The sequence below is a fragment of the Streptomyces ziwulingensis genome, assembly GCF_039542605.1.
GTDB classification, from domain to species: Bacteria; Actinomycetota; Actinomycetes; order Streptomycetales; family Streptomycetaceae; genus Streptomyces; species Streptomyces ziwulingensis.
Genome location: NZ_BAABIG010000052.1, coordinates 297,745 through 312,171 on the forward strand (window position 1 = coordinate 297,745; position 14,427 = coordinate 312,171).

The window sequence follows — 14,427 nt, forward strand, 5'->3', positions numbered from 1 at the left end:
CCGGTCGCTCGCGCGGACAGTCGTCTCACAGGTCGTGGCGGGTCTCGGCGCGCAGCCGGTCTCCGCGCCGTTCGTCCACCAGGCGCGCCATCGCCTCGATGGTCGGGTGCTCGAAGAGCAGGGCCACCGGCAGTTCCCGCCCGCACAGGCCCTCCAGCCGGGACCGCAGGTCCATCAGGGCGAGGGAGGACCCCCCGGCGTCGAAGAACTTCTCCCGCACGTCGAAGACGTCCCGCCCGAGCAGGCCCGCCCAGTGCCGTTCGACCGCGCGTTCCGTCTCCGTGCGCGGCGCCCGGCGCACGACCGGGTCCGGTGCCGGGTCCGGGCGGGCGGCCAGGGCACGGCGGTCGGTCTTCCCCGCCGGGGTGCGGGGCAGGGCGTCCAGGACGGTGATCAGGGCGGGCACCGCGGCCGCCGGGAGGTGGCGGCGCAGCCAGTCGCGCAGCTCGCCGGGGTCCGCCCCGGACCGCGCCGCCGTCACATGGGCCCGCAGCCGCGGCCGGCCGCCGTCGCCGTCGGCGGCGGTCACGGCCGCCTCCGCGACGCCCGGGTGCCGGGCCAGCAGGTGTTCGACGCCGTCGAGTTCCACCCGTACGCCCGCCACCTTGATCTGACGGTCGGCGCGGCCGCGGAACTCCAGGAGCCCGTCGGCCGTCCGCCGGGCCAGATCGCCGGTACGGTACATCCGCGCACCGGGCGAGGGCGCGAACGGGTCGGCGACGAACCGTCCGGCCGTCGCCGCGGGCGCGCCGAGGTAGCCCTGCGCGACGCCGTGCCCGCCGAGGTACAGCTCACCGGTGACGCCGGGCGGCACCGGGCGCAGACGGCGGTCCAGGACGTACGCCCGGACGCCCGGCAGCGGCCGGCCGATCGGCGGCGGCGCCCACCCACCGCGCTCACCGGCCGGCCCGCCGGTGGTGTCGAAGCAGGTGGCGAAGACGGTCGCCTCGCTCGGCCCGTACCCGTTGTGCACCTTGTACGGCACCGGCCCGGCGGGCAGCCGGGTGAGCCGGTCGCCGCCGAGCAGGACGTGGCGCAGCCGGTCCGCGCCGTCCAGCGCCCGTTCGGCGAACAGGCGTTCCCCGACGGCGGTCGGGAAGAAGCAGGTGACCAGTTGCTCGGCCGCGACCCAGCGGCCGAGCGCCCGCGGGTCGCGCCGCAGGTCCGGCGCGGCCACGCACAGGCAGGCACCCCGGCAGAGCGCCGACCAGACCTCCCAGACGGACGCGTCGAAGGAGAGGTCGGCGACCTGTCCGCACCGGTCGCCCACGCCGTGGCCGAAGACGCCGTCGGACCAGGACAGCAGGTTCACCACCGCCCCGTGGGTGAGGACCACCCCCTTGGGGCGTCCGGTGGAGCCGGAGGTGTAGACGCAGGCCAGCGGATCGTCGGGGCCGGGCCGTGACACTGGCGCCGCCGACGCGGCGGGCAGCACGGTGTCGCGGGTCAGCACCACCCTGGCCGCGCAGTCGTCCACGATCGTCCGCAGCCGCCGCGCCGGCACGTCCGGTTCCACCCCGATGTACGCGGCCCCCGCCTTCGCCAGCGCGACGAAGGCGGTGACGGCCCGCACGCCGGGCGGCAGGACGACGCAGACCCGGTCGCCCCGGCGGACGCCCAGGGCCGCCAGCCGGGCCGCGAGACGGTCCGCCCGGCGGTTCAGCTCGTGGTACGACACCGACTGTCCGGCTGCCCGGACGGCGGCCGCCCGGGGATGGTTCCGGACCATGCGCCGGAACAGCTCGGTGACCGTGGCACCGGCCGGCCGGGCGGCGGGGCCGGTGCTCACCGCGTCGATCTCGCGCCGCTCCGCCGGGTCGAGCAGCGGGAACCGGTACAGCGCGGTGCCGGGAGCGCCCGCGGCCGCTTCGAGCAGCGCGAGCAGATGGCGGACGAGCCGGCCGGCGGTGGCGGCGTCGAACAGGTCGGCGTTGTAGCAGAGGTCGGCGGCGAGCGCGCCGGACAGCTCCCGGAAGTCGAAGGTGAGGTCGAACGGGGCGGCCGGACTGTCCGTCTCCACCTCCGACACCCGCAGCCCGGTCAGGGCGGGCGTCGCCCGCGGGGTGTTCTGCAGTACGACCATCACCTGGACCAGGGGGGTGCGGCCGGCCTCCCGTTCCACCCCGAGCGCCTCCACGACCTGCTCGAACGGCGTCTCGGCGTGCTCGAACGCGGCCAGCACCGTCGCCCGCACCTCGCCGAGCAGTCCGGCGAAGGAGAGCCTCTCGTCCACCCGGACGCGGAGCACGACCGGGTTCACGAAGAAGCCGACGAGCCGCTCGTACTCCGCCCGGTCGCGCCCGGCGACGACCGTGCCGACCGCGATGTCGTCCTGAGCGCAGTGCCGGGCGAGCACCACCTGGGTGGCGGCGACCAGCACCGTGAACAGGGTCGTGTCGTGCCGCGCGCCGAGTGCGCGCAGCCGCCCGGTGAGGGCGGCCGGGACCTCGAAGCGCCGGTGCCGGCCGGTCGCGGTCCTGACCGGGGGGCGCGGCCGGTCGGTGGGCAGCTCCAGCGCCGGTACGCCGGCCAGCGCACGGCGCCAGTGGGCGAGGTGCTCGTCGGCCTCGGGGGTGGCGCGGCGGCGCCGCTGCCGTTCGGCGAAGTCGGCGTACCGCGCGGGCAGCGGCGGCAATCGCGGACTGCCGCCCCGCACGGCCGCGGAGTAGCAGACGCTCAGCTCGTCGGTGAGTACGCCCATCGACCAGCCGTCGCTGACGATGTGGTGCATCCCGAGGTGCAGGACGTGGTCGTCGTCGGCCAGGCGCAGCAGTGCGGCCCGCAGCAGCGGACCGCGGCGCAGGTCGAACGGCCGGACGGTCTCGGCGCGCAGGACGCGGTCGAGTTCGCCGGCCCGGGCCGCCTCCGGGAGCGCGGAGAGGTCCGTCAGGCCGGGGACCGTCGGCCGGTGCGGCCGGACGACCTGGGTGCCCGCGTCGGTGATGGTGGTCCGCAGGATCTCGTGCCGCTCGGTGATCGCCGTCAGCGCCGCGGCCAGTGCCCCGGGGTCGAGCGGGCCGCGCAGCCGCAGCGTCAGCGCGGAGTTGTAGTCGGCGCCGTGCGGTGCCAGGCCGTGCAGGAACCACAGCCGCCGCTGGCCGGAGGAGAGGGGCGTCTCCCGCGCTCGCGCCCCGGCCTGCGGTGCTCGCGGCCCGGGGGTGGCCGCGTCGGGTTCGGCGGTCCGGTGGTGACCGGGGGGACCGGCCGCCCCGGCCGCGCCGGGCAGCACCCGCGCGAGCCGGGCGACCGTCGGGTGGTCGAACAGCGCCCGGGGGGAGACCTCGGCGCCGAGCACGGTCCGGATCCGCGAGGTGATCTGCACGCAGAGGATCGAGTCGCCGCCCAGCACGAAGAAGTCGTCGTGGACACCGACCCGCTCCACCCGCAGCACCCGCGCCCAGATCCGGGCCAGGTCCCGCTCGGCGCGGCTGCGCGGCGCGGCGTACGGGACCGGTCCGGGGCGCCGCTCCAAGACGGCGGGGCCGGCCGCCGGGCGGTCCCTGGTGCCGTCCGGCCGGGGCAGCGCCCCGAGGGGGCGCCACGGGCCGGCGTCCACGTCGGCCAGCAGCGCGACGAGGTGACGGGCCATCGCCCGGGGCGTGCCCTCGTCGAAGAGCGCCGGGTCGTACGTCAGCCGCACCGACAGTTCGTCGTCGGCGAAGACCACCACGTTCAGCGGGTAGTTGGTCACCTCGACCGCGTCCAGCCCGGCCGGTGTGACGCCGTGCGCGGCGAGGGCGGGGGCGATCGGATAGTTCTCGAACACCACGATGCTGTCGAAGAGGTTCGTGTCCGCGGGCACCTCGCCGAACGACCGCAGCGCGGTCAGCGGCACATGGTCGTGCGGCTGCGCCTCGATCCGGGCGTTCTGCAGCGCCCGCAGCCACGGCACCAGTTCGGCCGCCGGGTCGGCCGTCACCCGGACCGGCACGGTGTTGATGAACATGCCGACCATGGACTCGATGCCGGGGACGTCCGGCGGGCGCCCGGAGACGGTCGCCCCGAAACACACCTCGGGCCCGCCGCCGAACTGGGAGAGCAGCACCGCCCACATCCCCTGGACGACCGTGCTCGGCGTCAGCCGCTGCCGCCGGGCGAAGCCGTAGAGCGCGGCGGAGCCGGCGGCCGGCAGGCGGATGTCCACGGCCGCGGTCGCCCGGCCACGGTGGGCGCGGGCCGGCGGCCGGTCGAAGGGAAGGGCGGTGGGGGAGCGCAGGCCGCCCAGGACCGCGCGCCAGTGGCCGGCCGCGCGGCCTGAGTCCCGCCCGGCCAGCCACCGCACATGGTCCCGGAACGGCGGCCGGGGCGGTGGCTCGCTGTCGGGCGAGGCGTACCGGGTGAGGACGTCGGACAGGACCAGGGAGACGCTCCATCCGTCCAGCAGCAGGTGGTGGAAGGTCCACACCAGCCGCACCCGGTCCTGCGGGAGCCGGACCAGGGCGAGCCGCGCCGGCGGCGGCACGGTGAGGTCGAGGTCCGACGCGCGGTCGGCCGCCAGCAGTCCGCGCAGCCGGTCGGCCGCCTCGGCCGGTCCCAGCGCGGTCCAGTCGTGGTGGCGGACCGGAAGGGCGGCCTGCCGGTGGACCGCCTGGAGCGGCCGCCCCCCGTCGGTCCGGACGAGGGCGGTCCGCAGTTCCGGTGTCCGGTCCACGGTCCGCTGCCAGGCCCGGGCCAGCGCGTCCGGGTCGGTCACCGCGTCGAGGACGAGCTGCACCTGTTCGAGGTAGACGCCCGGCTCGGACAGGCTGTGGAACAGCATGCCGCTCTGCATGGAGGTCAGCGGGTACAGGTCCTGGACCGAACGGCCGTCGCCCACCAGCCGGTCCACCTCCGCCTGGCCGAGACCGGCGAGCGGGAAGTCGGACGGGGTCGCGCCGCCGGAGTCCGGTCGCGCGCAGTGCGCGACGATCTCCTTCAGCGCGTTCAGCACGCCGTCCGCCAGCCCGCGGACCGTACGCTCCTGATGCAGGCCGGCGCAGTGGTGCCAGGTGAACTCCAGTACTCCGTCGGTGACCGCGGCGGTGACGTCGAGCAGCCGCTCGCGGTCGCCCCGCGCGCCGTCCCGGAAGACGCCGAGGGGGCCGGGCGGCCGGTGGAAGAGGCCGCCCGGTGTGGTGTCGGTGTCGAATCGGCCGAGGTAGTTGAAGCTCAGCGGCGGCTCGGCTCCGGCGAGCAGACGGCGGGTGGCCGCGGCGCCGAGCCGGCGCAGCGCGCCGTGCCCGACGCCCCGGTTCGGCACCGCGCGCAACTGCTCCTTCACCGATTTGATCACCTCGCCCCAGCCGGACGCGCCGGGCACCCGCAGCACGACGGGGAAGAGGGAGGTGAACCAGCCGACCGTGCCGGACAGGTCGGTGTCCGCACCGGGGAGCACCTCCTCCCGGCCGTGCCCCTCCAGGGTGAGGGACACCTCCGGCCGCCCGGTCCACCGGGCCACCACCACGGCCAGGGCGCTCAGCAGGACGTCGTTGACCTGGGTGCGGTAGGTCCCGGGGACGGTACGCAGCAGGGCCTCGGTGTGCGCGCGGTCCAGTGCCACGGTCACCGACCGCTCGGCGGCCGCGGTGTTGCGGCCGGACCGGTCGGCGGGCAGCTCCGCGCGGACCTTCCGGGTCACCTCGGTCCAGTGACCGGCCTCCCCGTCGAAGCCGCCGGCCGCCGTGTGGTCGCTCAGCCGCCGGGCCCACTCCTGGAACGACGTGGTGCGCGGACCGAGGTCGACGGGCATGCCGGCCGCGGCCTGCCGGTGGGCGGCGTCCAGTTCGGCCAGCAGGATGCGCCACGACACCCCGTCCACCACGAGGTGGTGCGCCGTGAGGAAGAGCCGGGACGCGCGCTGCGGTCCCAGGGTGAAGAGCACGGCGTGGGCCAGCGGGCCGGTGTCCGGGCGCACCGAGGTCTGGGCCCGCGCCACGGCCGCGGCCATGGCGGTGTCCTGGCCGCGCGGGTCCAGGCCGGACAGGTCGGTGTGGCGGAAGACGAGGCCGTGGCCGTCGGTCGCCGTGTGCTGGCGCCACTCTCCGGCCACCCGCTCGAACCGCAGCCGCCAGGCGTCGTGCCGCCGCGCCACCGCCGTGACGGCGGCACGCAGCGCCTCCACCCGGACGCCGGGGGCCAGTTCGGCCACCAGCCACTGGTTGAAGTGTCCGGGGACGGCGGCGGCGCCGTCGAGGAACCAGCGCTGGACCGGGGTCAGCGGCACCGGCCCCGCCTGCGCGGCCGCGTCGGGCGCCGGACGCGTCCGGGGGGTCACGGCGGCGGCGAGCCGGGCCACCGTCTGCCGCAGGAAGATGTCCTTCGACGTCAGCCGCAGCCCGGCCGCCCGCGCCCTGGCCACCACCTGGATGGAGAGGATGGAGTCCCCGCCGAGGTCGAAGAAGTTGTCCTCGACGCCGATCCGCGCGACCCCGAGCACCTCGGCCCACACCCGGCTCAGCGTCCGCTCGGCGGGGGTGCGCGGCGCGACGTGACCCCGTTCGGGGGTCCGGGGCGGCGGCAGCGCCCGCCGGTCGACCTTCCCGTGCGCGGTCAGCGGCATGCGGTCCAGCACCACGTACCCGGTGGGCACCAGGTACCCCGGCAGGACGCCCTCCAGGTGGGTCCGGAGCGCGGCCGGTGTCGGCGCCGGCGTGTGCCGCGCGGTCACGTACGCCACCAGACGCCGGTGGCCGACGTCGCTGCGGGCCACCACGGTGGCCTCGCCCACGTCCGGATGGCGGGTCAGGGCCGCCTCCACCTCGCCGACCTCGACCCGGAACCCCCTGATCTTCACCTGGTCGTCGGACCGGCCGAGGAACTCCAGCTCACCGGTGGCCCGCCAGCGCACCAGGTCCCCGGTGCGGTACAGCCGGTCGCCGCCGGGGCCGGAGAACGGGTCGGCGACGAACCGCCCGGCGGTCAGCCCCGGCCGGCCGAGGTAGCCGCGGGCCAGGCCCTCGCCGCCGACGAGGAGTTCGCCGGGCACCCCCACCGGGACCGGGCGGAGGTCACCGTCCACGACGTGGCAACGCGTCCCCTGGATCGGCCGCCCGATGGGGGCGGAGGTGACCGGCGCACCGGGGCCGAAGCGGTGGCAGGTGGTGAAGGTGGTGCCCTCGGTCGGTCCGTAGCCGTTGACCAGCTCCAGGCCGGGCACCGCCCGCAGCACCCGGTCGCAGTGCGCGGGGGAGAGCACGTCGCCCCCGGCGATCAGCCGCCGCAGTCCGCCGAGCACACCCGGGTCGGTGTCCACCACCTCCTCGAACAGGCCCGCGGTCAGCCAGAGCGACGTCACCCCCTCGGCGGCGAGGAACCGCCCCAGCTCGTGCACGGACGGCACCCCCGGCGGGGCGATCGCCAGCCGGGCCCCGTTCACCAGCGCGCCCCAGATCTCGTACGTGGCGGCGTCGAAGGAGACCGAGGAGGTCAGCGCCAGCACGTCCCGCGGACCGGGCCGCACCTCCCGCGCCCGGCACAGCCGCACCACCGACCGGTGCTCGACCAGCACGCCCTTCGGCCCGCCGGTGGAGCCGGAGGTGTACATGACGTACATGAGGTCGCGCGGTCCCGCGACCGGCGGGCCCTGCGGGTCCGTACGGCCCCCGCCGTCCACCGGGGCCGGGCCGGGCGGGCCGTCCAGGGGCACCGGGTCGCCGCCGTCCGGCGCAGGCGGCCCGGTCACGTCGTCCAGGTGCCCCCGGGCCCCGCCGCCGGACGGGGCCGGCCCGGTCACGTCGTCCAGGTGCATCAGGTCCGCGGCACTCGCGGGCAGCGCGCCCCGCAGCCGGTCCTCGGTGAGCACCAGGGCGACCGCCGAGTCGGTGAGCATGAACGCCAGCCGCTCGGCCGGGTACTCCGGGTCCAGCGGCAGATACGCCGCGCCGGCCCGCAGGATGCCCAGCAGCGCCACGACCAGGGTCGCGCCGCGCTCCAGGCACACCCCGACCACGGCGCCCGGCCCGACGCCGCGTGCGGTCAGCCGGGCGGCCACCGCGTCGGCGCGGCTCAGCAGCCCGCCGTACGTCAGCTCCTGTCCGTCGGCCGTCAGCGCCGTCGCCCCGGGCCGCCGCCGGGCCTGTTCGGCGACGAGGCCGGAGACGGTGCGCCCGGCCGGGCCGGTGGCCGCGCCGTGGCTCCAGCGGGCCAGCCGGGACAGCTCGGCCGCGGTCAGCAGCGGCAGCCGGGACACCGCGCGTCCCGGGTCGGCGGCGATCCCCTCCAGCAGGACCAGCAGGTGACCGGCGAGCCGGGCGGGGGTGTCGGGTGCGAAGAGGTCGGTGTTGTACTCGATCGTCCCGGCCAGCGCCCCGCCCCGCGGCACCAGCTCCAGGGTGACGTCGAACAGCGCGGACGTGCTGGGCAGCGGGGTCTCCTCGGTGCGCAGGCCCGCCATCCGCAACGGCCGCCGGGGCGCGTTCTGCAGCACCAGCGCGAGCTGGAACAGCGGCGAACGGCTGGCGTCCCGCTCGGGGCGTACGGCGTCCACCAGCCGGTCGTACGGAAGCGCGTCGTGGGCGAACGCCTCCAGGACCGTCGTCCGTACCCGGCCCAGGAACTCGGCGAAGGAGAGCGTGCCGTCGACGTGCGAGCGCAGGACGACCGTGTTGACGAAGAACCCGGCCAGCCGCTCCAGTTCGGCCCGGTCCCGGCCGGAGGTGACCGTGCCGAGCGCCACGTCGCGCTGTCCGCCGTAGCGGGCGAGGAGCACTTGGACGGCGGCGGCGAGGACCATGAACGGCGTCGCGCCGCACGAGCGCCCCACCTCGGTCAGCCGCGCGGTCAGCGGGGCCGGGACGGTGAAGCGGTGCAGCGCGCCCGGGGAGGTGCGCACCGCGGTCCGCGGCCGGTCGGTCGGCAGCTCCGCCGGGCTCATCCCGGCGAGCTGCCGCCGCCAGTAGGCGAGAGCGCCGTCCAGGGCCGGACCGGCCAGCCGCTCGCGCTGCCACGCCGCGAAGTCCGCGTACTGCACGGGCAGCGGGGGCAGGTGCGGCCGCGTACCGCGCACCGCGGCCGAGTACAGCTCGCCCAGGTCCCCGGCGAGCACCCCGATCGACCACCCGTCGGTCACGATGTGGTGCTGGTGGAGCACGAGCAGGTGGTCGTCGGCGGCGCGGCGCACCAGCAGCACCCGCAGCAGCGGGCCGCGCCGGAGGTCGAAGGGGCGGCGCAGTTCCGCGCGCAGCAGCCGGTCGGCCGCGTCCGGCCGCTCCGCGTCCGGCCGCCCGGTCAGGTCCACCGGTTCGACGGGTACGGCGAAGGGCGGGCCGACGATCTGGACGCCGCCCCCGTCCACCGTGCCGAACGTGGTGCGCAACGGCTCGTGCCGGGCCACCAGCGCGTCGAGCGCCGTGCGCAGCGCCCCGGTGTCCAGTTCGCCGCGCAGCCGGAAACCCGTCGCCGTGCCGTACTCGGTGCCGCCGGGCTGGAACTGGTCGAGGAACCACAGGCGTTGCTGCGCGGCGGAGAGCGGCAGCGGCCGGTCGCGGGGCAGCGCCTCGATGGGGTGCTCCCGGCCCGCCGGCAGGTCCTCGGCGGGGGTGCGCGGGGGCACGTGGGCGACGCCGGGGGCCGGCCCGGCGGGCGGCAGCGCACGCCGGTCCACCTCCCCGTCCGGCAGCAGCGGGATGCGGTCCACCATGGTCAGGACGGCCGGCACCGACGGGCCCGGCAGGACACCGTGGAGGAAGGCGCGCAGCTCGGCGGGGCCGGTCCGCGCCGCCTCCGGCGTCCGCGCCGGCACCACATAGCCCGCGAGGTACGGGTGTCCGGCCGCCCCGTCCCGGCATCCGCCCGGTACCACCACGGCGGCGGCCACGCCCGGGTGGCGCAGCAGCGCCGCCTCGATCTCGCGCGGCTCGACCCGCACCCCCTGGATGCTCACCTGGTCGTCGACCCGCCCCAGGAACTCGGTCCCGCCGTCGGCGCGCACCCGGACCAGGTCACCGGTCCGGTACAGCCGGGACCCGGCGGGGCCGCAGGGGTCGGCGGTGAAGCGGGCCGCAGTGCGGCCGGGCCGGCCGTGGTAGCCGCGGGCCAGCCCCGCTCCCGCGAGGCACAGCTCACCGGGCGTCCCGGCCGGCACCGGCCGCAGGGCGCCGTCCAGCACCCGGGCGCGGACACCGGCGGCCGGCCGCCCGAGCAGCGGCGGTTGCCCGGGGCGGACCGGCCGGACGAGCGCGTCGACGCCGGCCTCGGCGGGACCGCCGCTGTGGTGGCACCGGATGCCGGGCGCGGCGGCGAGGGCCGCGCACAGCCCGCCGTCGAGCCCCTCGCCCCGCACGGTGATCACCGAGGGCCGGTGCCGGTCCCCGTCCAGCAGGCCCGCCGCCACCAGGGGCCGCAGCCGGGCAGGGGGCTCGTCCAGCACGTCGATCCGGTGGCGTTCGACGTACCCGAGCATGGCCGCGACGTCCTCGTGGGTGTCGTGGTCGACGACGTGCAGCTCGTGCCCGGCCAGCAGCCACAGCAGCGCCGCCCAGGAGGCGTCGGACGGCAGGGGCGCGGTGTGCGCCACCCGCAGCCGCCGCCCTCCGGCGTCCCGCGCCGCCGGGCCGACGAGCCGGGCGCGGTGCCCGCGGAACAGGCCGGCCAGCCCGGCGTGCGTGACGGTGACCCCTGCGGGGGTGCCCGAGGAGCCGGAGGGGTACGTCAGACAGGCGGCGTTCAGCGGGAGCGGGCCGGGTGCGGCCGGGCGGACGGCGACCGGGCCGGTGGCGGCGAGGGGGCCGGTGGCCGGGGGGTCGGCGTCCGCGAACACCGGCTCCGTCCCGCTTCCGGACACCCGGTGCGCCAGGTCGCGGCGGGTGAGCACCAGGGGAGCGGCGCAGTCCCCGAGGAGGAGGCGCAGCCGCTCGTCCGGGTGGCGGGGGTCCAGCGGGACCAGTACGCCGCCGGCCCGCACGATCGCGAACAGGCCGGCCACCATGTCCACACCACGCTCGACACACAGACCGACCGGCGTCTCCGGGCGGATGCCGCGCCGCACGAGGCGCGCGGCGAGCCGGTGCACCCGGTCCGCGAGTTCGCCGAAGGTGAGACTCACCGGCCCGTGCCGCACCGCGGTCAGGTCCGGAGTGCGCGCGGCCTGTGCGTCGAACAGGTCACCCAGTACGAGTTCCCCCGCACCTCGTCCGCGCATGCGACGCCTTCCGGTCCGGCTGCGAAAGGACCGCCGAGCCGCGGTCCGGCACCGTTCGCCCACGGTGATCGAAATGGCGTGGAGGATGTGCGTCCCGCCTCTTGCGCGCCATGCACTCGATGTCACCGGCCGGTCACTCGCCTGGCGAGGCTAACAGCGCCGGACAGGAGCGACAACGCATCCGCCCGCCAGGTTCGAAGGAGGCCGGAAACCGATCCGCGACCGATCCGCGCGCGGTCGGCCACCCGCCGAAACGCGACCCCTTTCGGGGCCTTCTATGCGGAGTCCCGGTACAGGGCGGAGCGCTGGGACTAACCTTGCCGGTTACCCGGGGTGCCGGAACGAACGCTGCCGGTACGCCCCGAGGCAGGGCCACGGAGTGATCAGGGGGACGGATCGGTGAACGGTGCGGGGCGCAGGAGCCGTGCGAGCGTGGGCGGCGCCCGGAGCGAACGGCGCGAGCGGCATGCGGTCGTCGTCGGCGGGAGTCTGGCCGGGCTGCTCGCGGCGCACGTCCTGGCCGGGCACGCCGAGCGGGTGACCGTCGTCGAGCGCGACAGGTTCCCGACGGGCGTGAAGTCCCGGCCCGGGGTGGCGCAGGGCCGGCATCCGCATGTCCTGCTGGAGGGCGGACAGTCGGCCCTGGAGTCGCTGCTGCCGGGCTTCCTCGCGGAACTGGAGGCGGCGGGAGCGCCGCGGGTGGGCATGCCGTCGGACCTGGTGCTGCGGCAGGACGGACGCTGGTTCCGGCGGCTGCCGGCGACCACGCACATCTACACCGGTTCCCGCGCCCAGCTCGAAGCGGTGTTGCGGCGGCGCGTCCTCGCCGACCCGGCGATCAGCGTGGTGGAGGCGACCGACGTCCTCGGGCTCCTCGGTGACGCCGCGCGGGTCCGGGGCGTCCTGCTGCGGGACCGCTCCCACGGTGCCCGCGGGGAGCGGCGGGCCCTCGAAGCCGACCTGGTCGTCGACGCGTCCGGCAGCGGCACGAAGGCCCCGCGTTGGCTCACGTCGATCGGGGCCGACGCCCCGTACGAGGAGACCATCGACACCGGGCTCGCCTACGCCTCGCGCGTCTACCGCGGCCCCGGCGGCTTCCTCGACGGCGACACGGCCGGCTACTACGTCTATCCCGGCCCGGCCCAGGTGCACGCCGGCGGTGCGCTGCCGCTGGAGGACGGCACCCACCTGGTGATCGTCTCGGGGCTGCGCGGCGACGAACCACCCACCGGCGACGACGAGTTCGTGACGTACACGAAGCGGCTGCCGCATCCGCTCCTGCACCGGTGGCTGGACGAGGCCGAACCGCTCTCACCGGCGTTCGGTTACCGGCAGGCCGCGAACGTCCGCCGCCGCTACGACCTGAGCGCCCGCCACCCGGCCGGATTCCTCGCCACGGGCGACGCCCTGTGCACCTTCAACCCGGTCTACGGGCAGGGCATGGCCGTCGCCGCGATGAGCGCGGTCGCTCTGCGCGACGCCCTGGCCGCTCCCCGCCGCACCGCGACGACGCGGCGCGTGCAACGGGCCCTCCTCGCGGCGTCCCGGCAGGCGTGGGACATCTCCGCCGGGGCGGACCGCAAGATGCCCGGCGCGATCGGCACCGCGGTCGGCGGCCGGCCCGCGGACCGCGCTGCCGACTGGTATCTGGGGCGCGTCCAGGCGCGCTACCCCGGTGACCCCGTGGTGGGACGGGCCTTCCGCTCCGTACTGACCCTCTCCGCCCCCCTCACCGCCCTGTTCGCGCCTGCCGTGGTCCGGGCCGTCCTTCTCCGCCCGCCCCCGGCCACCCCCGCCGAGCCGCCGGCGGCACCGGAGGAACGCGGAAGCGGCGGGCACCGGCCGGAAAGACCCCCCGCCGACCGGTGAACCGCGGCGGCGCAGCGAGTCCCTCCGGCCGGACTTCCGCCCGGAGACGGAGACGGCCCGGTGGGGGAGCCGTGGGTGGCCGTGGGTGGGCGTGGGTGGGCCGTCTCCGGTGGCCGGCGAGGTCAGCAGGGGAAGGTGCCGCCGTAGAGGGCGTATCGGCTGCAAGAGCCCATGTGCACGCCGGCCCGCCGCCCGCGCCGCCACCGGCGCTCGGGCGGCCCGCGCCGCAGCGGCTCAGTACAGCTTCTTCCCCTCCGCCAGCATCGCGACGAACTTCTCGATGCGGGCCTTACGGGTCTCCGGCTTCTTGGCGTCCTCGACCCGGTGCAGGATCGCGTACCGGTTGCGGCTGTCCAGCGTGCCGAAGAAGTCGCGGGCCTCGGGCGCGGCGTCCAGCGCGGCCTGGAGGTCGTCGGGCACCGTCGCCTTGCTCTGCGCCGCGTACGCCGCCTCCCAGCGGCCGTCCGCCTTGGCCGCCTCGACCTCACGCAGCCCGGCGGGCCGCATCCGGCCGCTCTCGATCAGCTCGGTGGCCTTCTCCCGGTTCACCTTCGACCACTTGCTGCCGGACCGCCGCGGCGTGAAACGCTGCAGCCAGTGCTGCTCGTCCAGCTTCTTCTTCTGCCCGTCGATCCAGCCGTGGCACAGGGCCGACTCCAGCGCGTGCGCGTAGTCCACGCCGTCGACCCCGGAGCCGTTCTTCGGGATCTGGAACCAGACTCCCGGCACGTCCTCGTGGTGTTCCTCCAGCCACTCCTCCCACTCCTCCTGAGCGGCGAAGAACAGGACCGGATCCGGCGACTTCCGTGTTCCCTCAGACATGGACGCCATGAAAGCCCAGCCTCGGTACCGGGTCAACAACCGCCCCAGCGGGGCCGGGCACCCGCTTCGAGGCGGCCCGGCACGGGCGTGCACAAAGTTGAGCAGCCGGCCGCCGGCGCTTCCGCGTACCGTCCCCGCTGGTCGAGCGGCACACGGAAGGGCGGACGCATGACGACGATGTACGAGCACGTCGGCGGGGAAGAGGCGCTGCGGCGACTGGCGGCGCACTTCCACCACCTGGTGCTGGCGGACCCGCTGCTGGGCGACCTGTTCCGGGCCGGATCGCCGTACCACGCCGACCATCTCACCGCCTTCTTCGCCGAGATGCTCGGCGGGCCCACCCGGTACACCGACGAACTCGGCGGTTTCATCGCACTGTTGCGGGCCCACGCCGGTATGCGGATCACCCCGGAGCAGAGCGGCCGGTTCGTCACCCTGATGCTCCGGGCGGCCGACGAGGTCGGGCTGCCCGACGACGACCGCTTCCGCAAGGCGTTCACCGCGAACGTGGAGAAGGCGGCCGGCTTCACCACCAAGGCCTCGCAGGAGGACGACCACCCCATGCTCCAGCCGCCGTACCCGGTGCTGAGCCGCTGGCAGTGGTGAACCGGCACCGCCGA

4 protein-coding genes are annotated in these 14,427 nt (G+C 76.4%); 2 read left to right on the forward strand and 2 right to left on the reverse strand.

Going from position 1 to position 14,427, the window contains the following annotated elements:
* Positions 1-25: 25 nt before the first annotated feature.
* On the reverse strand, positions 26-11,116 hold the full coding sequence (locus tag ABEB00_RS24530; protein ID WP_345622300.1) for an amino acid adenylation domain-containing protein: 11,091 nt from the start codon (positions 11,114-11,116) through the stop codon (positions 26-28).
* Positions 11,117-11,548: 432 nt separating this feature from the next.
* Here ABEB00_RS24530 and ABEB00_RS24535 point away from each other — a divergent pair, with 432 nt between their 5' ends.
* Positions 11,549-12,985, forward strand: coding sequence for an FAD-dependent oxidoreductase (locus tag ABEB00_RS24535; protein ID WP_345622301.1), 1,437 nt, complete (start codon positions 11,549-11,551; stop codon positions 12,983-12,985).
* Between the two features lie 234 nt (positions 12,986-13,219).
* Here the strand turns inward: ABEB00_RS24535 and ABEB00_RS24540 are convergent, their stop codons facing one another.
* Positions 13,220-13,816: a YdeI/OmpD-associated family protein gene (locus ABEB00_RS24540; protein WP_425586562.1), complete on the reverse strand. Its 597-nt coding sequence runs from the start codon at positions 13,814-13,816 to the stop codon at positions 13,220-13,222.
* Between the two features lie 159 nt (positions 13,817-13,975).
* Here ABEB00_RS24540 and ABEB00_RS24545 point away from each other — a divergent pair, with 159 nt between their 5' ends.
* Positions 13,976-14,413 carry a group II truncated hemoglobin gene (locus tag ABEB00_RS24545; RefSeq protein WP_345622304.1) on the forward strand — a complete coding sequence of 146 codons (438 nt, stop codon included), beginning with the start codon at positions 13,976-13,978 and terminating at the stop codon, positions 14,411-14,413.
* The last annotated feature ends 14 nt before the right edge of the window (positions 14,414-14,427 follow it).